17 protein-coding genes and 1 tRNA gene are annotated in these 22,482 nt (G+C 66.0%); 12 read left to right on the plus strand and 6 right to left on the minus strand.

The genetic code is table 11. From position 1 onward, the window contains the following. The first annotated feature begins 45 nt into the window (after positions 1–45). Positions 46–1,917, plus strand: coding sequence for a family 2A encapsulin nanocompartment cargo protein cysteine desulfurase (locus IBX18_RS32130; RefSeq protein ID WP_194837381.1), 1,872 nt, complete (start codon positions 46–48; stop codon positions 1,915–1,917). A gap of 75 nt (positions 1,918–1,992) precedes the next feature. On the opposite strand, the gene IBX18_RS32135 is transcribed toward IBX18_RS32130, so the two are convergent. Then, complete coding sequence (locus tag IBX18_RS32135) at positions 1,993–2,997, minus strand: polysaccharide deacetylase family protein (protein ID WP_228542151.1); 1,005 nt, start codon at positions 2,995–2,997, stop codon at positions 1,993–1,995. 224 nt (positions 2,998–3,221) lie between these two features. Between IBX18_RS32135 and IBX18_RS32140 the strand changes: the two genes are divergently transcribed. Together IBX18_RS32140 and IBX18_RS32145 are read left to right on the plus strand one after the other, a co-directional pair. Beyond that, complete coding sequence (locus IBX18_RS32140; protein ID WP_306796510.1) at positions 3,222–4,715, plus strand: putative glycoside hydrolase; 1,494 nt, start codon at positions 3,222–3,224, stop codon at positions 4,713–4,715. A 141-nt stretch (positions 4,716–4,856) separates the two neighbouring features. After that, positions 4,857–5,339, plus strand: a complete 483-nt coding sequence (locus tag IBX18_RS32145) for a TrkA C-terminal domain-containing protein (RefSeq protein WP_306796511.1) — start codon at positions 4,857–4,859, stop codon at positions 5,337–5,339. Positions 5,340–5,348: 9 nt separating this feature from the next. Here IBX18_RS32145 and IBX18_RS32150 read toward each other — a convergent pair whose 3' ends face one another. After that, entirely contained in the window at positions 5,349–6,065 is a 717-nt protein-coding gene (locus IBX18_RS32150) for an SDR family NAD(P)-dependent oxidoreductase (RefSeq protein ID WP_194837241.1), read from the minus strand. A gap of 90 nt (positions 6,066–6,155) precedes the next feature. Between IBX18_RS32150 and IBX18_RS32155 the strand changes: the two genes are divergently transcribed. The 3 genes from IBX18_RS32155 (at position 6,156) to IBX18_RS32165 (ending at position 11,311) form a co-directional block, all read left to right on the plus strand. Beyond that, the gene (locus IBX18_RS32155) at positions 6,156–6,722 is read left to right on the plus strand and encodes a TetR/AcrR family transcriptional regulator (protein ID WP_194837242.1); all 567 of its coding nucleotides are present in this window, start codon (positions 6,156–6,158) and stop codon (positions 6,720–6,722) included. A gap of 10 nt (positions 6,723–6,732) precedes the next feature. Further along, the gene (locus tag IBX18_RS32160) at positions 6,733–7,518 is read left to right on the plus strand and encodes an alpha/beta fold hydrolase (protein ID WP_194837399.1); all 786 of its coding nucleotides are present in this window, start codon (positions 6,733–6,735) and stop codon (positions 7,516–7,518) included. Positions 7,519–7,762: 244 nt separating this feature from the next. Then, positions 7,763–11,311, plus strand: coding sequence for a DNA-directed RNA polymerase subunit beta (locus tag IBX18_RS32165; RefSeq protein WP_194837383.1), 3,549 nt, complete (start codon positions 7,763–7,765; stop codon positions 11,309–11,311). A 141-nt stretch (positions 11,312–11,452) separates the two neighbouring features. On the opposite strand, the gene IBX18_RS32170 is transcribed toward IBX18_RS32165, so the two are convergent. Together IBX18_RS32170 and dapA are read right to left on the minus strand one after the other, a co-directional pair. Further along, positions 11,453–12,988 carry a DHA2 family efflux MFS transporter permease subunit gene (locus IBX18_RS32170; RefSeq protein ID WP_194837243.1) on the minus strand — a complete coding sequence of 512 codons (1,536 nt, stop codon included), beginning with the start codon at positions 12,986–12,988 and terminating at the stop codon, positions 11,453–11,455. Positions 12,989–13,015: 27 nt separating this feature from the next. After that, positions 13,016–13,921: a 4-hydroxy-tetrahydrodipicolinate synthase gene (gene dapA, locus IBX18_RS32175; RefSeq protein ID WP_194837244.1), complete on the minus strand. Its 906-nt coding sequence runs from the start codon at positions 13,919–13,921 to the stop codon at positions 13,016–13,018. A gap of 71 nt (positions 13,922–13,992) precedes the next feature. On the opposite strand from dapA, the gene IBX18_RS32180 reads away from it, so the two are divergent. Beyond that, positions 13,993–14,928, plus strand: coding sequence for a LysR family transcriptional regulator (locus IBX18_RS32180; RefSeq protein ID WP_194837245.1), 936 nt, complete (start codon positions 13,993–13,995; stop codon positions 14,926–14,928). On the opposite strand, the gene IBX18_RS32185 is transcribed toward IBX18_RS32180, so the two are convergent. Further along, positions 14,913–15,776 carry an EthD domain-containing protein gene (locus tag IBX18_RS32185; RefSeq protein WP_228542101.1) on the minus strand — a complete coding sequence of 288 codons (864 nt, stop codon included), beginning with the start codon at positions 15,774–15,776 and terminating at the stop codon, positions 14,913–14,915. The genes IBX18_RS32180 and IBX18_RS32185 overlap by 16 nt on opposite strands. Here IBX18_RS32185 and IBX18_RS32190 point away from each other — a divergent pair. The 3 genes from IBX18_RS32190 (at position 15,754) to IBX18_RS32200 (ending at position 18,889) form a co-directional block, all read left to right on the plus strand. Then, positions 15,754–17,214, plus strand: a complete 1,461-nt coding sequence (locus IBX18_RS32190; protein ID WP_194837246.1) for an MFS transporter — start codon at positions 15,754–15,756, stop codon at positions 17,212–17,214. The genes IBX18_RS32185 and IBX18_RS32190 overlap by 23 nt on opposite strands. 49 nt (positions 17,215–17,263) lie before the next feature. Further along, complete coding sequence (locus tag IBX18_RS32195; protein WP_194837247.1) at positions 17,264–17,902, plus strand: class I SAM-dependent methyltransferase; 639 nt, start codon at positions 17,264–17,266, stop codon at positions 17,900–17,902. 237 nt (positions 17,903–18,139) lie between these two features. Further along, complete coding sequence (locus tag IBX18_RS32200; protein ID WP_194837248.1) at positions 18,140–18,889, plus strand: PAS and ANTAR domain-containing protein; 750 nt, start codon at positions 18,140–18,142, stop codon at positions 18,887–18,889. Between the two features lie 2 nt (positions 18,890–18,891). Here IBX18_RS32200 and IBX18_RS32205 read toward each other — a convergent pair whose 3' ends face one another. Beyond that, positions 18,892–19,620: a GAF and ANTAR domain-containing protein gene (locus IBX18_RS32205; protein WP_194837249.1), complete on the minus strand. Its 729-nt coding sequence runs from the start codon at positions 19,618–19,620 to the stop codon at positions 18,892–18,894. Between the two features lie 230 nt (positions 19,621–19,850). Here IBX18_RS32205 and IBX18_RS32210 point away from each other — a divergent pair. Together IBX18_RS32210 and IBX18_RS32215 are read left to right on the plus strand one after the other, a co-directional pair. Then, a tRNA-Pro gene (locus tag IBX18_RS32210) sits at positions 19,851–19,924 on the plus strand. Positions 19,925–21,730: 1,806 nt separating this feature from the next. After that, complete coding sequence (locus tag IBX18_RS32215) at positions 21,731–22,474, plus strand: methyltransferase domain-containing protein (RefSeq protein WP_194837250.1); 744 nt, start codon at positions 21,731–21,733, stop codon at positions 22,472–22,474. Positions 22,475–22,482 lie beyond the last annotated feature (8 nt).

A 22,482-nucleotide genomic window follows, 5' to 3' on the forward strand; every position in this document is an offset into this window, starting at 1 on the left:
CCCGGTGGCCGTACCCCAGAGCCCTATGTCCCGGGGGTCGCGGGCATCACGGCGCCCGCAAGCACGCCGTCGGCCGCGTCGGGCACGAGAGGTACGTCAGGTGCCACGCCGCCTGGCGGCCGCACGCCGGAGACGTACGTCCCGGGGGTCACTGGCGTCACTGCGCCCGCAAGCGTGCCGTCGGCTGCATCCGGCACGACAGGATCCTCCGGCACTACATCACCCGGCGGCCGCACCCCCTCAGCTGCCTCCGGCGCCACAGAAACCGCGACCCCGCCGTCGGCCGCGCCCGGCACGAAAACTTCCTCGAGTGCCACGCCGCCTGGCGCCCGCACGCCGGAGCCGTCCGTGCCGGGTGTGTATGGCACCACTGTTCCCGGCGGCCGTACATCGTCGGGCCCGCAGGGACTTTCGGGCTCCACACCGCCGGGTGGCAGCACACCCGCACCGTCGGTGCCAGGCTGGGGGCGCGACGTGCCGATGGCCGACGCCGCAGGACAACCCGCACACCCACCGGTCAGTACTGCGGGCATCCACAACGACCCGTTCTTGACCGCGATACCGTCGTTGCGCGAAGTGCTTTCGCCGCAACGTTTTCCCGAACCCACGTCGTCCGCGGCACCGAGCTTCTACTTCCTGGATCCGCCGACGTCGACGGGCACCGCCGCGCCGACCCGCCTGCCGGACGCACACCCACCGTTCGACGTATACGCGGTGCGCAACGACTTCCCGATCCTGCGGGAACAGGTGAACGGCCATCCGCTGGTGTGGTTCGACAACGCCGCCACGACGCAGAAACCGCGGTCGGTGATCGAGCGCATCACTCGCTTCTATGAGCACGAGAACTCCAACATCCACCGGGCCGCACACGAATTGGCGGCGCGGTCCACCGACGCCTACGAGCAGGCCCGCGACATCGTGGCCCGGTTCATCGGCGCGTCCTCAGCGGAGGAGATCATCTTCGTCCGCGGCGCCACCGAGGGCATCAACCTGATCGCGCAGACCTGGGGCCGCAAGAACATTCGCGCGGGCGACGAGATCATCATCTCGCACCTGGAACACCACGCCAATATCGTCCCCTGGCAGATGCTCGCCGCCGAGACCGGCGCGCGGCTGAAGGTCATTCCGGTGGACGACAACGGCGAGCTGCTGCTCGGCGAATACACCCGGTTGCTGTCCGATCGAACGAAACTCGTTTCGTTGACGCATGTTTCCAACGCCCTCGGCACTATCACCCCGGTGCGCGAGATCGTCGCCGAGGCGCAGCGCGCCGGGGCGGTCACCCTCGTCGACGGCGCCCAATCGGTCCCGCACACCAGCATCGACGTGCGCTCGATCGGCGCCGACTTCTTCGTGTTCTCCGGGCACAAACTGTTCGGGCCCACCGGAATCGGCGTGGTCTACGGAAAATCCGAGATACTGCAAGACGTTCCACCCTGGCAGGGCGGCGGCAACATGATCAGCGACGTCACCCTGGAGCGTTCGCTGTTCCAGCCGCCACCGGGACGATTCGAGGCGGGCACCGGCAATATCGCCGACGCGGTCGGCCTCGGCGCGGCCATCGAATACGTCGAACGTCTCGGCATGGACGCCATCGCGCGCTACGAGCACCACCTGCTCGAGTACGCGACACCCCGGGTCGCCGCGGTGCGCGGGGTCCGGCTGGTGGGCACCGCCGCCGACAAGGCGAGCGTGCTCTCCTTCGTCATGGACGGTTACGAGCCGATCGAGGTCGGCCGGGCGTTGAACGAGCAAGGCATCGCGGTACGCGCGGGTCATCATTGCGCACAACCGATCCTGCGCCGGCTCGGCCTGGAGGCGACGGTGCGTCCGTCGTTCGCCTTCTACAACACCTGCGCCGAAATCGACCGGATGGTAGCGGCCCTCGACCAGCTCGCGGCTCGTTCGCCGCGGTGAATGCCCCGCCAGTCCTTTGCGTCAGCCGCCCACTCGTACAGCTGACGTAAAGGACTGGGCACCAGCGACAGTCACTCAGTACGGCTTGGCCTGACCCGACCACCGCGAATTCAGTGTCCCGGATAAGCGCGCAGGGAAGGAGATCTGCTGTGGATTACCGTCGGAGGTGTAGCGCTGCTGCGGATCCGCGGCGAGCCGGTCCAGCCAGTAGGTGGAGTCGAAGTCGACCGGCGGTGCGCCCGAACGGATTCGGGGAACCGCCGTGGGATCGAGGTCGCCGTAGTGCGACGGTGCCGGGTTCGAGCCGACCAGCAGCACCGCCTCGAACGCATAGTTCGTGCCGTCCCAGCTACCCGCCGTGGCCAGTGCCCGGTCGGCCGGGGAGATGCCGAGCGGCAACGCCATTGTCCGTACCCGACCGGGCGCCGCCGACCCGATGGCGCGCACGTTGTCTGCCAGCTCGCGTTGGACTCCGGCGCTGTCCAGCCGGGCGAGGTTCGCGTGGCTCGCGGTGTGCGCGCCGATCTCGTAACCGTGGGCGGCCAGCCAGGGCAGCGCGCGCGGATCATTCCCGAACGGCTCATTGTTGACGTAGAACGTTGCGGTGGGAGCGAAGTCGGGATGCTCGGTGCGGAACTGTTCGAGGATGCCGATGGCGGTGTCGGGCGCTACCTGACCGTCCGCGGTGAAGGTGAGCTGGCTGAGGGTGGAGTCGTCGAAGGTGAGCACCACCGGATGGGTGCCCGCCGGGAGGTCGACGGCGCCGGAGATGTACGCGGCGGCGGTCACCGGACGGTAGTTCTCGCGATACAGCCGATCGAGCTCAGCGCGGAATTTCGCTGGTGTCTGGTCGTATTCGCTGTCCGGCGCGGCCGCCAGCTGGTGGTACATCAGGATCGGCACGACGCCGAGCTCGTTGGCGCCCACCGCGGCGGGATCGGGCGGCGGGCTGCTCGCGGGCGGCGGCGTTTCCGCCATCGCACGCTGTGCATCGACTGGTTCGGCGTCCGCCGTGCAGGCCGCGGCGGCCGTGCACACCAGCACCGACAACATAACTCGAACACCGAGGGTCGCGTTCATCGCCACCGCGCGAACAGTACGCGAGCGCGACCATTTCGTTGCACACGAAACACCGGCAAAGTAGCGACGGCCGCGGGCCGAACCCGCGATAGTTGATCATCATCGGACGAAAGTTGGTGTGCGCGTTGCTAGAAAGACTAGGCGTTACAGGACACCGGCGGTTGGCGGCGGTCCTGGTTATCTCAGTCTTATCAATTCTTGTCGCTTCTGTGACCCTCAGCTCGGTGCGTACCGAACCGAAGGGATTGAGCCTGGCCGGCCTCCCGAACACGCTGATCGGCGCGACTGCCCTGTCCGCCACGACATTGCGGGTGGACGCGGGTGAACACGACCCCGCCGCTATGCGACTCGAGCTCAACGGCGCACCGGTCACCGGCACCGTCGAAGGCAACACCGTGGTGTACCGCCCGGGGTCACTGCCCGATGGCGAACACAAATTCACCGCCGAGATCCCGCCGAGCTTGCTGGGCTTCCTGCGCACCGGCCCCGGCGTATCCAAGACGTTCACGGTGGACAACGAGCCACCGGCCCTGGAACTGACCCAACCCGCAGGCGTGACCTCCTACCGCCAGCCGGTTACTTTGCGCGGCAAGGCAAAAGGCGCCGAACGCGTCTCGGTCGGCACCCAGTCGGTGACCCCGGCCGCCGACGGCGCGTTCGAGATCACACTGCCCCGGATCCAGACCGGTGCCGACGTCGTCGCCGTGGACGGCGCGGGAAACCGGACCACCGCGGCGATCACGGCAGCGGTGGAGCAGCCCAAGATCAAGGCGGTCCACGTGACCGCCTACGGCTGGGCGCACGACGGGCTGCGCGAGGACGTGCTGGCCATGGCCCGCGACGGGCGCATCAATACCGTGCAGCTCGACATCAAAGACGAGGACGGCGTCGTCGGCTACGACTCCCAGGTGCCGCTCGCTCGCGAGTCCGGCGCGGTCACCCCGATCTACGACGCCCCCACCGCACTGCGGCAATTGCACGACATGGGCATCCGCGTGGTGGGCCGGATCGTCGCGTTCCGGGACAAGACGATGGCCGAATGGGCCTGGCAGACAGGGCGTTCCGACTGGGTCGTGCAAACCCCCTCGGGTCAGCCGTACTCCAGCAAGTACGGCCCGATCGCCTTCACCAACTTCGCGAGCCCCGAGATGCGCAAGTACAACATCGATCTCGCGGTCGAGGCGGCGAAGCTCGGCTTCGACGGCATCATGTACGACTACATCCGGCGTCCGGACGGCGCGCTGTCGCAGATGCATTTCCCCGGCTCCACGGTGTCGCCGACCGTCTCCATCGCCGAGTTCCTCAGGGAGAGCCGCGATCCGGTGCGCGACGCGGGCGCTGATCAAAGTGCCGCCGTGTTCGGCATCGCCTCTACCCGTCCCGATCAGATTGCCCAGGACATTCCGCTGATGTCCAAGTACGTCGACTACATCGCCCCCATGGTGTACCCGTCCCATTGGAACCCCGGCGAATACGGTGTCGCCAACCCGAACTCCCAGCCCTACGACATCACCTTCCGGTCCTTGCAGGACTTCCGCACCCAAACCCAGGGCACCGGCGCCCAGATCGTCCCGTGGTTGCAGGACTTCAGCTTGGGCGTGAACTACGGACCCGCCGAGGTGCGCGCCCAGATAGATGCCGCGAACGACGCGGGCGTCAACGGCTTCTTCCTCTGGAGTCCGACGGTGCGCTATCACCTCGCGGGTCCCTCGGACTGACCCGAGCGCAGGGGTGCGAACGGCCCAGGCGCGGCGCAGGCCTGGGCCGACTACCTGCGAAAATATAACGCGAACGACCGATCGGTTATGTTGAATAAGCATGACCACACCTCACGTGACCGGCGCGGTTACGCTGGTGTGGTGAACGTTGAAGTGACGCGCCTACCGGGTATCGGTGTGCGCAAGGACTTTCCGGTCAAGGGCGGTCGCCGCCGGATCGGGGTCATCGATCACAAGGACGGCACGATCTATCTGATCGTCAGCAAAGCCGACAATCCGGAAGCCACGGACCAGATTCCGCTGTCGGCGTCGGAGGCGGCCGCGCTGGCCAACTTACTGGGCGCCCCGCAGCTGATCGCGCAGCTACGGGACGAGCACCGCGAGTTCGACGGCGTGAATACCCGGCAGTTGTCGATTCTCGACGACTCCCCCTATGCCGGCCGCCCGCTCGGCGATTCCGAGATGCGCAGCCGGACACGGTGTTCCATCGTGGCGATCATGCGGGGCGGTGCGGTCATCCCCTCACCGGGCCCGGACTTCCTCTTCGCCGCAGGCGACCTGCTGGTGGTCGTCGGTACCGCCGAGGGGTTGGAAGCCGCCGCCAAGATCCTCACCGACGGCTGAGCGGTACCTTCAGCCGCTGAACACGTCGAACACTTCCTCCGCCCGGTCCCGGCTGCGGTACATATCCCAGGCCGTGTCGGCGAGCCGGTCGGGATCGAGGGTGTGACCGTCGGGCGATCCGTAGCGGTCCGGATCGGCCGTCACCATGCTGTGAATGTCTCCGCGTTCGATGAGACCGCCGATGGTGAGGGTGCCCGCATAGACCCCACGGTCGGCGAGAGCAGCATGCAGCGTGACGGCGTAGTTGCGCAGCGCGGCGGAGGGCAGCGCCAGGTGGCCGAGCATGGGCATCGGCCGGACGCTGGAGAGCCCGCCCGCGAAGAGTAGCGCGCCGGAACCGCGGGCCAGCATGGCCGGGAGCACGTCGTGCACCATGTCGACGGCCGGCCAGATCCAGTCGAACGCGGATCGCGCTGTGTCGGCGTCGATTTCGGTCAGTGGAATGGGGTGGTGCGCCGGAGCCGGTCCGTAGTAAGCGAGTTCGATGTCGCCATCGCTCGCTACGTCGGCGACAACCGACTTCAGGCGGGCCCGGTCGGTGACGTCGGCCGCGTGTGCGGTGGCGTCGATACCTTGCGCGGCAAGGTCTTTCAGATAGCCCTCGTGGCGCGCGTCGTTGCGCGACACCAGTGCGACCCGGAATCCCTCGCTGCCGAATCGCCGCGCCATGGACATGCCGAGTCCGGGTCCGACGCCGATGATCACGGCCGTGGGTGTGCTGAACATACGATCTCCTGTTCCTAAACTGAGGGAGCCCTCGATTTAAAAACCTAGCACGAAATCGAGGAGCCCCTCGACTTTTGTAGGATGGTCACCATGACCAAACCGTTGCGCCGCGACGCGGCCCGCAATCGCGAGAAGCTGTTGCGTGAGGCCGCCGGTGTGTTCACCGAGCAGGGCCTCGACGGTTCGCTGGAGGAGATCGCGCGCCGGGCGGGTGTCAGCATCGGCACGCTCTACAACCACTTCCCGCACCGCGACGCGCTCATCGACGCACTGCTGCCCGCCCGGCTCGCCGCGATGGAAGATTTCGCCGCGCGTGCGGCGGCCGAACCGGATGCTTGGCTGGCGTTCAGCGGCTTCATCGAGGAGCTGCTGGATCAGTTCACCGCCGACCGCGGGCTGCTCGAGGCCTTCACCGGCAACCATCCCGCCGCTGCCCAGCTGACCGAGGCCTGCCACCGCGGCATGTCGCACCTGTCGACGCAGCTGCACCGGGCCAGGCAGGCGGGCGCGGTGCGCGCCGACGCGACCGATGACGACGTGGTGCATCTGGTGTGGGCCCTGTCGCTGCTCGGCGAGGCGACCGGCACACCCGCGTGGCGCCGCTGCCTGCAACTGGTCCTCGACGGCATGCGCCCCACCAACCCACCGACGCGATAGGACCGATACTGTGCCATATGCCAAGGCCGCCAACGGAGTTCGCCTCGCGTATCAAACCGCGGGCGAGGGCGCACCGCTGCTCCTGCTCGCCGGGCAAGCCAACAACCATCACTGGTGGGACGGGATCCGCGAAGATTTCGAAACCCGGTATCGCACCGTCACTCTCGACTGGCGCGGCACCGGCGACAGCGACAAGCCCGACGAGCCTTACAGCACAGCTGGTTTCGCCGACGACGTAGTCGCGGTGCTGGATGATCTGGGCGTAGAACGCGCCGCGGTGTACGGCACGTCGATGGGTGGCCGGGTCGCGCAATGGCTGGCCGCCCGCCATCCCGACCGGGTGCACGGCCTCGTCCTCGGCTGCACCTCCCCCGGCGGCAAACACGGCATCGAACGCGGTCCCGAGATTCGGCAGTCGCTCATTCAACCCGACCGGGACGCGGCCGATCAGGCACTGCTGGAACTGATGTACACCCCGGAGTGGCTCGCGCACACCACCGGTCCGTACAACACCGTCGGCGATCCCACCATGCCCGCCTACGCCAAACGCCGCCACCTGATGGCCAGCAACCGGCACGACGCCTGGGATGCACTGCCGGACATCGCAACTCCCGCCCTGATCGTGCACGGCACCGAGGACCGCTTCAATCCGGCGGCGAACGCACCATTGCTCGCCGAGCGCATCCCGCACGCTCGCATGCGGTTGATCGCCGGCGCCCGGCACGCCTACTTCGACGAATTCCGTGCCATCGCAAGCCCGCTCGTGCTGGACTTCCTGGACGAGGTCGGCACATAACGCCTGCCCCGGCCCGACTTCTGACATTGATTTCGCCGAAAGTCTTGACGCGGACAACATCCCGGAGTTAGTATTCCCACAGAGGAAAACATTCGAAGTGGCTCTCCCATGTGCCCGATGGTCGAATGCCTATTGTGCTGCCGCGAATATGCGAGTAATTTGATGCGTTGCGCTGGCTGCCTCCTGTCCGACCCCACGAACCAATCCGTTGTGATCACCACCGATGACGTGGTCCTCACTTCCTATGGTGTGCGAGTTCCGTTCGGGTAGGCGATCACACGCAATTAATCAGCATGAGGTCGTGGAAGGACGCACCGTGTCAGTCTCCCCGCACCAAGCCACCCACAACGCCCAGGTCATCGCCGGTGTCCCCGGCGCTCCGAAGCGGGTGTCTTTCGCCAGAATTCGTGAGCCGCTCGACGTTCCGGGGCTGCTCGACCCCCAATTCGATTCATTGCAATGGCTGATCGGCGCGCCGCAGTGGCGTGCCCGCGCCGCCGGCCGCGGCCAGGACAGCTCCGCAGGCGGCCTCGAGGAGGTGCTCGCCGAGCTCTCGCCGATCGAGGATTTCGCAGGCACGATGTCGCTGTCGCTGTCGGACCCTCGGTTCGAAGAGGTCAAGGCCTCCGCTGACGAGTGCAAAGACAAGGACATGACCTACGCGGCGCCGTTGTTCGTCACCGCGGAGTTCATCAACAACAACACCGGTGAGATCAAGAGCCAGACGGTCTTCATGGGAGATTTCCCGATGATGACCGACAAGGGCACGTTCATCATCAACGGCACCGAGCGCGTCGTCGTTTCGCAGTTGGTTCGTTCGCCGGGCGTCTACTTCGACCATTCGGTCGACAAGACCACCGAGAAGGACCTGCACAGCGCCCGGGTCATTCCGTCGCGCGGCGCGTGGCTGGAGTTCGACATCGACAAGCGCGACACGATCGGCGTGCGCATCGACCGCAAGCGTCGCCAACCGGTCACCGTGCTGCTCAAGGCTTTCGGCTGGACCGTGGAGCAGATCGCCGAGCGCTTCGGGTTTTCCGAAATCATGATGTCGACGCTGGCGAAAGACCACACGACGGGCACCGACGAAGCGCTGCTCGACATCTACCGCAAGCTGCGGCCCGGCGAACCGCCGACCAAGGAGTCCGCGCAGCACCTGCTGGAGAACCTGTTCTTCAAGGAGAAGCGCTACGACCTGGCCCGCGTCGGCCGCTACAAGGTCAACAAGAAGCTCGGCCTGCACATCGACCAGATGACGCTGACCGAAACAGATCTCGTCACCATCATCGAGTACCTGGCCCGCCTGCACCGCGGCGACAAGACCATGAACTCGCCCGACGGCGTAGAACTTCCGATCACCGTCGACGACATCGACCACTTCGGCAACCGCCGCCTGCGCACGGTCGGCGAGCTGATCCAGAACCAGGTCCGGCTCGGCCTGTCCCGCATGGAACGCGTTGTCCGCGAACGGATGACGACCCAGGACATCGAGGCGATCACCCCGCAGACCCTGATCAATATCCGCCCCGTGAGCGCGGCGATCAAAGAGTTCTTCGGCACCTCCCAGATGTCGCAGTTCATGGACCAGAACAACCCGCTGTCGGGGCTCACCCAGAAGCGCCGCCTCACGGCGCTGGGCCCGGGTGGTCTCTCGCGGGAACGGGCCAGCATCGAAGTCCGCGATATCCACTTCAGCCACTACGGCCGCATGTGCCCGATCGAAACGCCGGAAGGCCCCACCATCGGCCTCATCGGCTATCTCTCGGTGTTCGCGCGGGTCAACCCGTTCGGCTTCATCGAGACGCCGTACCGCAAGGTGGTCGAGGGGCGAGCCACCGACGAAGTGGTCTACCTGACCGCCGATGAAGAGGAACGGTATATCCGCGCCCAGGCCAACTCGCCGGTCGACGCGCAGGGGCGACTGGTCGAGCAGAAGGTCCTCGCCCGGCGCTTCGGCGACGAAGTCGAGTTCGTCTCCCCTGCCGAGGTCGACTACATGGATGTCTCACCGCGCCAAATGGTTTCGGTCGCGACGGCGATGATCCCCTTCCTCGAACACGACGACGCCAACCGCGCGCTGATGGGCGCCAACATGCAGAAGCAGGCGGTGCCGCTCATCCGATCCGAGGCCCCGCTGGTGGGCACCGGCATGGAGCTACGCGCGGCCATCGACTCCGGCGATATGGTCGTCAACGAGAAAGCCGGTGTGGTGGAGGAGGTTTCGGCCGACTACCTCACGGTGATGGCCGACGACGGCACCCGGAAGAGTTATCGCCTGCGCAAATTCGACCGGTCGAATCAGGGCAACTGCGTGAACCAGCGCCCGATCGTCGACGAGGGCGCGAGAGTCGAAGCGGGACAAGTCCTTGCCGACGGTCCGTGCACCGAGAACGGTGAGATGGCGCTGGGCAAGAACCTGCTCGTCGCGATCATGCCGTGGGAAGGCCACAACTACGAGGACGCGATCATCCTGTCGCAGCGCCTGGTCGAGGAGGACGTACTCACCTCGATCCACATCGAAGAACACGAAGTCGATGCTCGCGACACGAAATTGGGCGCCGAGGAGATCACCCGCGATATCCCGAACATCTCCGACGACGTGCTCGCCGACCTCGACGAGCGCGGCATCATCCGGATCGGCGCGGAGGTGCGCGACGGCGACATCCTCGTCGGCAAGGTCACCCCGAAGGGTGAGACCGAGCTGACCCCCGAGGAACGGTTGCTGCGCGCCATCTTCGGCGAGAAGGCGCGCGAGGTGCGCGACACCTCACTGAAGATGCCGCACGGTCAATCCGGGAAAGTCATTGGTATCCGGGTCTTTTCGCGCGACGATGACGATGACCTGCCGCCGGGCGTGAATGAGCTGGTGCGCGTCTATGTGGCGCAGAAGCGCAAGATCCAGGACGGCGACAAGCTCGCAGGTCGCCACGGCAACAAGGGCGTTATCGGCAAGATCCTGCCGACCGAGGACATGCCGTTCATGACCGACGGCACGCCCGTCGACATCATCCTCAACACCCACGGTGTGCCGCGCCGGATGAACATCGGCCAGATCCTGGAGACCCACCTCGGCTGGATCGGCAAAACCGGTTGGGAGGTCAAAGGTGCACCAGACTGGGCCGAGACATTGCCCGAAGAACTGCTCGCCGCACCCGCGAACAGCAATCTGGCCACACCCGTATTCGACGGCGCTCGCGACGAGGAACTCACCGGACTACTCGGCTCGACGCTGCCCAATCGCGACGGCGAGGTGATGGTCGGTCCGGACGGCAAGACCACCCTGCTCGACGGCCGCTCCGGCGAGCCGTTCCCGTACCCGGTGGCCGTCGGCTACATGTACATCCTGAAACTGCACCACCTGGTCGACGACAAGATCCACGCCCGTTCGACCGGCCCGTACTCGATGATCACCCAGCAGCCGCTCGGTGGTAAGGCGCAGTTCGGTGGTCAGCGCTTCGGCGAAATGGAGTGCTGGGCCATGCAGGCCTACGGCGCGGCTTACACGCTGCAGGAACTGCTGACGATCAAGTCCGACGACATCGTGGGCCGGGTCAAGGTTTACGAGGCGATCGTCAAGGGCGAGAACATTCCGGAGCCGGGCATTCCGGAGTCCTTCAAGGTGCTCCTCAAGGAACTCCAGTCGCTGTGCCTCAACGTCGAAGTGCTGTCCTCGGACGGTATGGCGATCGAGATGCGCGACGGCGACGACGAGGATCTGGAGCGCGCCGCGGCGAACCTGGGCATCAATTTGTCCAGGAACGAAGCGGCGACCATCGAGGATCTGCCCGGCTGATACCCCGCCCGCGAACACCGGGATCGAGCCGCGATGTGTATCGCGACTCGATCCCGGTCGCCACACCCGCACACGCTGTGGCATCCGCACGCGTGTCAGTGCGGCGAGTCGGTGTGCGGGAAACCAGAAAGGGTGCGGCTGTCAGACGTGCACCGTGGCGATCGCGTCGACCGCCTCCGGATTCTTCGGCTTGGTCCGCGGCAGGAAGAACGCCGGCACCAACGTGAGGACGGTCAGTACCAGCGCCACGATGTAGGTGTGGCTGAATGCCGTTGCGGCCTGGCTCAATCCGGTCTCCAGCACGCCTGGCGGCAGCTTGCTCGCGAACTCCGGGTTGGCGTTGGCCGCGATCGCCGGCTTGGCGAACTCCTCCTTGTTCAGGAAGTTGGTCAGCACCACCGAGATCACCGCGGTGCCGATCGAACCCGCGGTCTGGTTCACGATGTTCATCAAGGTCGAGCCGCGGGCGACTTGCTGATGGCTCAGCGTCTGGATCGCCGCGGTCATGATCGGCATCATCGTGCAGCCCATGCCCAGACCCATCACGAACAGCGCGCCGAGCATGAGCGGGTACGAGGTATCCACGCCGAGCTTGGTGAAGAACACCGTGCTGAACGCGATCAGCGTGATGCCGACCAGCACGATCTTGCCCGGCCCGATCTTGTCGACCAGCCGTCCGGCGACCGGCATGGTGATCATCGCGCCCAAACCCTGTGGGATCAGCAGCAAGCCGGCCATCAGCGCCGATTCGCCGCGGATCTGCTGCAGGTAGGTCGGCAGCAGCAATGCCCCGCCGAAGAACGCGATGGCGAACAACACCATGGTGAGCACCGCGAAGGTCAGCGCGCGGTTGCGGAACAGGTGCAGATCGATCAGCGGATGCTCGGTGCGCAGCGCGTGGAAAACGAACGCCACCATGAGAACCAAGCCGATGATCGCGGGCAGCAGCACCTTCGTCGCCAGCACCGTTCCCTCACCGGGAATGGACGAGACGCCGAACAGGAACAGCGCGAGACCGGGCGAGGCGAGCAGCATGCCGAGGAAGTCGAACGACTCCGACGGCTCCGGCTTGTCCGCCGGGAACACCATCTGCGCCAAGACCAGCGAGATGATGCCGATCGGCACGTTGATCAGGAAGATCCACTGCCAATGGAATTCGATCAGCCAGCCACCGAGGATCGGTCCGCAGATCGGACCGAGCAGCATCGGTACACCGAGCACCGCCATCACCCGGCCGACCCGCTGCGGGCCCGCCGCGTGGGTCATGATCGTCATGCCGAGCGGCATCAGCATGCCGCCGCCGATGCCCTGGATCACCCGGAACGCGATGAGCGACTCGATGTTCCACGCGGTGGCGCACAGCACCGAGCCGAGGACGAAGAACGTCAGCGCCGCCATGTAGAGGCGTTTCGTGCCGAACCGATCTGCCGCCCAGCCGGTCAGCGGAATGACGGTGGCCAGCGCCAATGTATAGCCGGTGATCGTCCACGCCGCGATGGCGTAGCTCGTCCCGAACTCGGCTTGGAACGTGGGCAGCGCGATGTTGACGACGGTGATGTCGAGGATCGACATGATCGCGCCGAGCACGACCACGCCTGCCACCTTGAAGACCGCCGCGTCCAGTTTGTCGGCGGTCGGATCAGGCCCCGTCGCCTGAGTATCCGGAGGTTGAGTCACCGCTTCAGCGTTCCATCTCTTCGCCTCCTACACCAGCACTTTCTGAGTGGATTCGGCAGAACAAAATTCCAGCGCGGCGCGGGCGGCCGCCGTCGCGGCGGCGCTCGCGGGGAGCAGCGGCAGGCGGACCGCCGGGCTCGGGATGCGCCCCTCGGCAGCCAGGACCGCCTTGATGACAGCAGGGTTGGGTTCGGCGAAGAGGGCTGCGGACAGTGCGGCGAGGCGGTGACTGAGGGCGCGGGCCTCGTCGATCGGACCATCCCGCCAGGCGGTCACCAGGGCGGCGAACGAGGCGGTGGCGAGAGTCGCGGAGGCGAGGATGCCACCGGTCGCGCCGAGGGCGAGCAGCGGTGCGGCGTACAGGTCGTCACCGGCGAGGACGGCGAAATCGGCTGGGCGCGTGCGCATCAGCTCGATGGTGGTGTCGTCGATGGCGCCGACTGCGTGCTTGACGCCGATGATGTTCGGCTCCGCGGCGAGCTCGCGCAAGGTGTCGGCGCCGAGGGTGCGGCCGGTGCGGTACGGAATGTTGTAGACGACCAACGGGACCGGGCTGGTGGCGGCGAGGGCGCGGAAGTGGGCGAGCACACCGGCTTCGGAGGGGCGGGTGTAGTACGGGACGACGGTGAGCGCGGCGGTGATCTCTGCACTGAGGCCGGCGAGTGCGTCGATCGAGTCGGCGGTGCAGTTGGATCCGGCGCCGACGATCAAGGGGGCGTTGTGTTCTCGGCACGCGCGGGCGCAGATCTCGACGACGAGTTGGCGCTCGGCGGCGTTCAGGGTCGCGGTTTCCGCGGTGGTGCCGAGGGCGACCAAACCGGTCGCGCCGTCGGCGAGCGCCGAATGTGCCAGGCCCGCCAGTGCATCGGCCGCTAGCGCGCCGTCCGCGGTGAACGGGGTGACCAGGGGGACGAAGAGGCCTGCGAGCGTCATGCATACCAGCGTGACCTCGTTGAACCTTCAGGTCTAGTTCACGTTTCTACATTCGAGCATAAGGTGAACTGATGCTCGATATTCGGAAGTTGCGGCTGCTGCGTGAGCTGGCGCATCGCGAGACCATCGCGGCGGTCGCCGACGCGCTCGCCTACACGCCCTCTGCCGTCTCCCAGCAGCTCAGCGCGCTCGAACGGGAAGCCGGTGTGCCGCTGCTGGAGCGGACCGGGCGGCGGGTGACGCTGACCCCCGCCGCGCGGACGCTCGTCGAGCACGCGGAGACGATCCTCGCGGTGCTCGAACAGGCCGCCGCCGACTTGGCCACCAGCCGTGCCGAACTCACCGGCACGTTGCGGATCGGCGCCTTTCCGACGGCCGTCCGGACGATCCTGTCCCCCGCGCTCGTCGCGTTGAGCCGCGATCATCCCGGACTGGAACTGATGGTCACCGAACTGGACCCGGCGACCGCGCCCGCCGCGTTGCGGGCCGAGACACTGGACGTCGCGCTGGTGCAGGAATACGACTATGTGCCCGTCGAGCCGGATTCGGCGCTCGATACCGAGCCGCTGCTCGAGGAAACCATCTATCTGGCAGCGTTGTCCGACGCCTCGCTGAGCGCGCATCGCGAAACCTCCTGGATCGCAGGCACTCCCGACACGTTGTGTCACACGATGACCGTGCGGGCCTGTCAGGCAGTGGGATTCACGCCGCACGTGCGGCATCACGCCGATGATTTCGGCACTGTGCTCGCGCTGGTCGCGGCGGGGCAGGGGGTGGCGTTGGTGCCGGAGCTCGGGGCGTTGACGTGCCCGGCGGAGGTCACGCTGACACCGTTGGCGACGCGGCGGCGGACGTTGCTGGCGTATCGGCGGGGTACCGGGGAGCATCCGGCTGTTCGGGCCGCGCGCTCGGCGCTGCGCGCTTCGGTGGCGCTGGGTAGTGCTGCCACACAGGGCAATGCGGCCGCGCAGGGCAATGCGACTGGGCCCGCTCAGCGCAGCAGGTAGCGGCTGGTCGGTACGACGTCGATGTCGCGGTCGGCGCCGAAGGTGGCCACGCTCTTCATCATTCGGCCGATTCGGCGCGTCAGTTCGGCGTTGTCACCGGCACTGCCGTAGAACGCGTGCGGGTCGGTGAGCGCTTCGATGGGGAAGAGTTCCTCGACGATGGCGGCGATGTCGGGGGCGTCGTTCGTGACGCGGTCGAGCACGAGATTCTGCACGTAGCCGAAGGTCGCCTGGGTGGTGATGGCGACCTCGGTGTGCTTGTCGCGCCAGCGATGCAGCCATTCGGCGTGCGGGAGGGTGCCCGGTCGTCGGAGAAACGCGAGGTTGGCCAGGCCCGGCGTTCGCCGCCCGAGCGGGACCATGGGAGGCTCGATCGGGCGTGCTTCCTCGACGTGCCAGCCGGCGGCCCGCTTCGCGACCTCAGCGAGAACTGTTGTGACGGCTGCGGTTTCGCGCGGTTCAGTTATCCATGCGCTGACCACCGCGGTTACCGGCTCGTCGAAGGTGGTCAGCCGGAGCATGGCGTTCGCGACCTCGGCATCGGCGATGTTCACCTGTAGCGCAGTGGTTCCAGCGGCGCTCAGCCGTGCGGTCAGTTCGTCGGCGAGGAGATCGCCTGCGTCCCAGAGTGCGAACATCACCTTCATCGCGCAGCCGCTTTCTGTAACAGGTTTCACTTCTGCGCAGGGTAGCTCAATCCCGTGACGATCCGCCCGCCTGCGGGTGCAAAACCCTCTGACCTGGAGCAACGCCGGCCGCACACGCGAGTGAATAGTCGCCTCTTCGCCGGGTAAACGGTCCGCATCGACCGAAGAGGGGTGGCCTGTGAAGACGATTTCGACCGACATTCCGGCGCGACTCGATCGTTTGCCGTGGTCGCGCTGGCACTGGATGGTGGTGATCGGGCTCGGGTCCGTCTGGATCCTGGACGGCTTGGAGGTCACCGTCGTCGGCAGCGTGGCGAGCCGATTGTCCGAGCCCGGGAGCGGCCTGAACATCACGGCCGCACAGGTTTCCGGTCTCGCGGCGGCCATGTACGTCGCGGGCGCGGGCTGCGGCGCGCTGTTCTTCGGTTGGCTCACCGACAGATTCGGCCGCAAGAAGCTGTTCTTGATCACCCTCGCCGTGTATCTCATCGCGACAGCGCTTACCGCAGTGTCGTTTTCGGTGTGGTGGTTCATCCTGTTCCGCTTCCTCACCGGATTCGGCATCGGCGGCGAATACGCGGCGATCAACTCCGCGATCGACGAGCTCATACCGCGCAAATATCGCGGGCGCATCGACATCGTGATCAACGGGACGTTCTGGCTCGGCGCCGTCGGCGGCTCACTACTGTCCGTCGTCGCGTTGAACACCAACCTGTTCCCGGCAAACATCGGCTGGCGCTTGACCTTTGCGCTGGGCGCGGTCTTCGGGCTGGTCATTCTGGTGGTGCGCCGTCACGTACCGGAGAGTCCGCGCTGGATGTTCATCCACGAGCGGGAGGACGCGGCCGAGCGGACCGTCGTCGACATCGAAAAGCAGGTCCGTGCCGACACCGGTCGCGAGCTCGAAGACGTGTCGGATCAGCGCATCGAGATCCACCAGCGGCGCACCATCAGCTTCCGTGAGATCGCCGCGGTGATGGTGCGGCACTATCCGCGGCGCAGCGTGCTCGGGCTCGCGCTGTTCATCGGGCAGGCGTTCCTGTACAACGCCATCACCTTCAATTACGCACTCATCCTGTCGAAGTCGTTTCATGTGGCCGACGATCGGGTCGGCTACTACTTCGCCGTGATCTGCTTCGGCAACTTCCTCGGTCCGCTGCTGCTCGGCCGGCTGTTCGACACGATCGGACGCAAGCCGATGATCGCGGGCTGCTACCTCGGCTCGGCGGTTCTCTTGTTCGGCACCGCATGGCTTTTCCAGGCCGGCGTGTTGTCGGCGGTGACGTTGACCGCCTGCTGGACAGCGGTGCTGTTCGTCGCGTCCTGCGGCGCCAGCGCGGCGTATCTGACTGTGAGCGAGATCTTTCCGATGGAGACGCGGGCCATGGCCATCGCGTTCTTCTACGCGATCGGCACCGTCGCGGGTGGCGTGGCCGGGCCACTGGTGTTCTCCAAGCTGGCCGCCGAGGGTGATCCCGGCAAGACCGCGCTCGCCTTCGCCATCGGCGCCACCGCGATGTTCGCCGCCGGGTTGGTCGAGCTGGCTTATGGCGTACGGGCGGAGGGTCGTTCGCTGGAGGACATCGCAAAACCGTTGAGTGCCACCGCCGCGTCGGGCAGTTCGACCAAGGCTTCCTAAATTGTCTCAGACAATTTAGGGTCGAGCCAGTTACCCAGAAGGGACCCCCATGCCGCACGCTCCGACTCGGGCCCTCAACAGCGTCGTCACGTCCGGCTGGAATCGACTTGCCCGGGTCTACAACACTCCCCTCGTGCAGCGAGTCGCCTACCAGCCCCCGCAGGACGAGATCATCGACCAGCTGCGCCGGGCCGGGATCCGCCGGATCGCCGATGTCGGTTGCGGCACCGGCATTCTCGCCTCGCGCATCCAGCAGGAGCTGGCGCCCGAGGTGGTGTACGGCTGCGACGCCTCCGTCGGCATGCTCCGGCAGGCGAAAGCCCGCTCCCCCGAGGTGAATTGGATCAATCGGCGGGCCGAGGACCTCGGCCTGCCCGACGGGGCGGTCGACGCCGTCGTCTCCACCCACGCCTTCCACTTCTTCGACCATGCGGCAGCGCTCGCGGAGTTCCACCGGATCCTCGCAGACGACGGACTCCTCGCGATCGTCCTCAACAATCCGCGCAGCCGCTTCGCCCGATTGTTGCAGCCGCAGCCGATTCAGCACGTCGCGTACTTCCCCTCGCCCGCGGAGATGCGGCTGCTGGTGGAAAACTCGGGCTTCCGGGTCACCGAGCAGCGACCGGTTCGCAGGCCCCTTCCGGACACGCTGGTGCCCGATGTGCTGACTGTCGCCCGGCGTGTTTGATCGAGAGCCTCTGTGCCGCAACCGATCTCGGCACCGCACTGGCGGCCCCGAACGACTCGCCGCACCACTATCCCTAGGTCACGACACATTTGCTGGACCTCGCGCCAACTCAGTGCGCCTTCCCGACGAGCTGTCGGTGTGCCGGGGTAATCTGATCGACCGGAACGCGCTGCCCCAGCCCCCGTCAGCCGACCGTTTCTAGTACTGATATCGGTCGAGGTGGAGAGGGGCAGGTTGTTGGATCAGTCTGTTGATGTTCCGGAAGTCACACCGCAGGGCGGCGGCATTCCAGTCGGGGGTCCGGCCGCGATAGTGGGCGACGCCGGTGTCATCGGGCCCGAGACTGTGCGGCCGGTCGAGGAAGTGCTGGGCGCGGGCAGTGCACAAAATGCCGGGACGTTCCGTTTCTGGCTCGCCGACCAGCAGTGGGAATGGTCCGACGAGGTCGCGCTCATCCATGGCTACGAACCGGGTGCGGTGCGCCCGTCCACCGAACTGCTGCTGTCACACAAGCACCCCGAGGACCGCGAACAGGTGGCGAACACCATCGCCCGCACCCTCGAAACCGGTGAACCGTTCTGCAGCAGACACCGCATCATCGACACCAAAGGCAGCGTGCACCACGTCCTCGTCGTCGGCGACGACATGGTCGACGACGACGGCGACGTGATCGGCACCTCCGGGTACTACATCGACATCACCAACACACTCGAAGAAGACCGCAGGCAGACCCTCAACGGCGCGCTCCCCGAGCTCTACACCGCGCGGGCCGCGATCGAACAGGCCAAAGGCGTCCTGATGCTCATCTACGGCATCACCGCCGACCAGGCGTTCCGGGTGCTCACCTGGCGTTCCCAGGAGACCGGCACCAAGCTGCGCACCCTCGCCACCCAGCTCGTCTCCGAGGTCAGCACGCTCGACGGGCAGATGGTCGAGCTGCGCACCCGCTTCGACCACCTGCTGCTCACCGTGCACGAACGGCTGTGAACTCAGGGCCGGCGGTCCAGGATCTTGCTCACGTCGATAGTGCGGTCGACCACGGCGCGCGCAAGATCCGGTAGCCGGCCGCGAGTATTGCGGGCATAGCCGCGCAACGCGTCGAACGCGGTCTCCGGATCGAGGTCGCCGTGCGCGGCCAGTATCCCCTTCGCCTGCTCTATCACCACCCGGCTCTGCAGCGCCGACTGCAACTGCCCGTTGACCGTCTTGTGGCCCGCCAGCAGCCGAGCCTGCAAAATCGCGATACTCGCGATATCCGCCAGCGCCTGCCCCACCAGCAGATCGTCCTCCGTCATGTGCCCCTCGCCGGTGCTGAACAGATTCAGCGCCCCCACCCGGTCCGCACGCAACCGCAACGGCAAAGCGTACACCGACCGAAAACCCTCCAGCAGAGCCTGTTTCGCGAACGCGGGCCACCGGTCGCGCGCCTCCTCCAGGTCCTCGACAATGACCTGCTCGCTGTCGCGATACGACTGCACACACGGCCCGTCCTGCGCCTGGATCTGCAACAACTCCAGCCACCGCGTCGCCTCGCTGGTCGAAGCCAGCACCTTCAGCTCCCCAGCTTCCCCCGCCAACAGCACGGCCGCGGTATCCACCGGTAGCAGGTCAACAGCCCGATCCAGCAGCTCCTGCACCACGTCCACCGGGTCATATTCCTCCACCAGCGAGTCCGCCAACTGCACAAACGCCTCGACCAGCCGCCGCTCCCGACTCATACCCTCCCTCTCCTTCCGGTCCGCCGACACCGCACGGCCCATTCGTACTGTGCGTAATGCCCCCACTGCTCGCCGCCAATCCGTCCCCCCACCCCTCTCCCGTCACACCCCCTGCGCCCGACCAGCTTTCAGCCCCTGCCCACCCCCGCCGCCACGCCGCTCACCAGGCGATTCGCTACCCCGGGGGTACCTGAGGTAATCTCTTCGAGCGCCCAGCAATGGGCGCGGAACGGGCTGTGGCGCAGCTTGGTAGCGCACCTGACTGGGGGTCAGGTGGTCGCAGGTTCAAATCCTGTCAGCCCGACAGACTACGAGGTCAGAGTGGTTTTCCACTCTGACCTCGATCTGTTTCGTGGCCAGGTTCTCCATTTAGGATGGCAATCCGAGCGCCCATGACCAGTATCTTCGCCGCAGCAAACCCACCTGACTCCCAGTCAGGTGTGCTTCGGACGGAGTGCGGTATCCAGCTGGGAATTTTGGGCTTCCTCCGTGCCAATACCACCGCCAGGAGGGACCCCCTCTTCCGAACCGGGGAAAACTGCAGCTCATATACCTATTTCTCCGCAGCCGGACCAACTCCACCTCAGTACCCGTATGCGCGGCTCGAACCGATTCGAACGAAGACTCCTGTCGCCGCCGTCCTGCTCGGCAGAGAAGGAAGGACGGCCGTGGCCGCGGTGACGGGTCTAAGCCGCGCCCGGCATAACGCTCGGTTGATCAACCGAGCCTGCCTACCTTGGCCAGTCCAAGAGCGCGCCTACTCAGTCGCAACAGGTGGCGCCGGCACTGCGGCGGTTCGTGGCCGGTTGCGTCCAGACGGACGACGTCGGCATCTGCTCCCAGTACTTCGCGCTTCAGGAACTTGTCGACGGCATCGCCGGGACAGTTGGGCCCGAGCATGGTCAAGGCGTTGATAGTGATTGCGGATGGGGAAGGGGCAAACACCCCATGGCTTCCGCAACTACCGGATGCAAAGTCTCCCGACTGGCCAGCGGTGGGAAACATCCCCCATCCAGCGAGATTGTAAGACAGCCAATAGTGTTGGTAGCGGCCGGATTGCCGAAACGACGATGCTGTAGATAACCAAATCGGCGCGCGCCGAACCAGAGCTTCTCAGCGGCTTTCGTGACAACGGTAACCGCCCACTCGGCGGCGATCACACCGTCGTCATCAGCGGGAACACAAACGTTGCAACACCGGCTGCGGTCGGGGGTTGTACAGCGAGCCTAGGCGTATTGGCAGGGCTCGTCTTCTGGTGCAGGTTTTGAGCAACTCACACGGCAGGCTTCGCTGGGGAGTCACCGCGCACGCGGTGGCGACAGCAACGATCAAGGGTGCGGAGCGAATGTCATTTCGTTCGGGCGTTGGGCTCAACGAAGTTCCACCCTGCGCCGCAAGGAGCATAAGAGGATTGGGGATTACCCTGGACCCGCCAAGGGCCGAAGAAGTTTTCGTAGTCGAAGCTGCCAGAAGGGGTGAGATACCGGCAGCGGGCCACTGCCCTGAACTGGGTGCCTGAAGCAGACGTATAGCAGTAGGCCGTCGCCCCGTTGCCCGACTGGGAGGCGCTGCAGCCAGGGGGAGCCGCGGACGCGGGCGACGCCATCGAAATCGACAACCCGACGGTCGTCAGCGTCGCGGCGAGCACGATTTTCGCGGTCCGATACTTCATGAGATTCCCCTCTGTATCGAGAGGTGATCCAGCGCCCGAATGAGCCTGTACGCAGCCCCTCTCGGACAGGATGGCACCGCCACGCGGCAAAAGTCCAGGGCACCGATCCAGCGTCGAGAGCGTCCACCACTCCAGCTATTGCGCCGCCATCAACAGGTGCGCGGTGCGGGTCGAGGTGGCAAATCGTCAGCTCAACGCATTGCTGATTCCGGATGTTCGCCGGTAGTCCGGCCGACCGCTGATCATGGTCGCCTGAATGCGCGCCCGGTCAGGTCAAGACCAGCCGAGTCTTTGCCGGAACCGGTTTCGGCTGCCTCGTTTCATGCTTGACGACGAATGAGGTTATGGCGCAACAGGTCTTGGACGCCGCGCGCAGTCCGGGCTTAGTGTCCAGTTGAACCGGCAACGATCCGCAGTCCTATCACAGGAGATGACCGCATGAGCGTCACCATTTCGCCTGCCGTGCAACGAGTTCTCCCGCTACTCACCGACCCGCCGCCGGCTCCGGCCACCCCGAACGGCTACCTCGACCAACTCGGCTCGCAACCTGGCGCCGACGGGCAAGTCAACAACGGCGTCGTGCAGTCGCTGTGGAGCTCGCGCATCGGTGCGTTGTTGTTCGACCACGTATCCACGGCCGCCCGGCGCGTCGTCGGCTTCCTGCAATCCCCCGACGAACGACTGCACCTGCGGCCTGGCCAGACCGTGCTTGACATCGCGTGCGGCCCAGGAGAAATCACCGCGTCACTCGCCAATACGGTTGGTCCGGATGGGCTCTCGATCGGCATCGACATCGCCGAGTCGATGCTCGCCCGCGCCGCCCGTCAGCACCCCGCCGACAACACCGTGTTCCTGCGCGCCGATGCCCAGCGACTCCCGTTGCGGGACAACACCATCGACGCGGTGACCTGCATAGCAGGACTACAGCTCATCCCGGACCCGGAGAAGGCCCTGGCCGAGATGATCCGTGTCTTACGACCCGGCGGTCATCTCGCGGTGCTGGTGCCGACCGTGGGTGCCGGTCCGCTCGAACTGATCGGACGCTACGTACCAGGCGTCGGCGGCGCACGCATCTTCGCTGACACCGAAATCGCCGACAGTGTCCGGGGTTTCGGACTCGGTGACGTAACCACTCGACGCCTCGGGACGATCCAATGGACCTGCGGGCACAAGATCGGCTGACGTAGCTC

The organism is Nocardia sp. XZ_19_369, from assembly GCF_015355715.1.
Taxonomy (GTDB): Bacteria; Actinomycetota; Actinomycetes; order Mycobacteriales; family Mycobacteriaceae; genus Nocardia.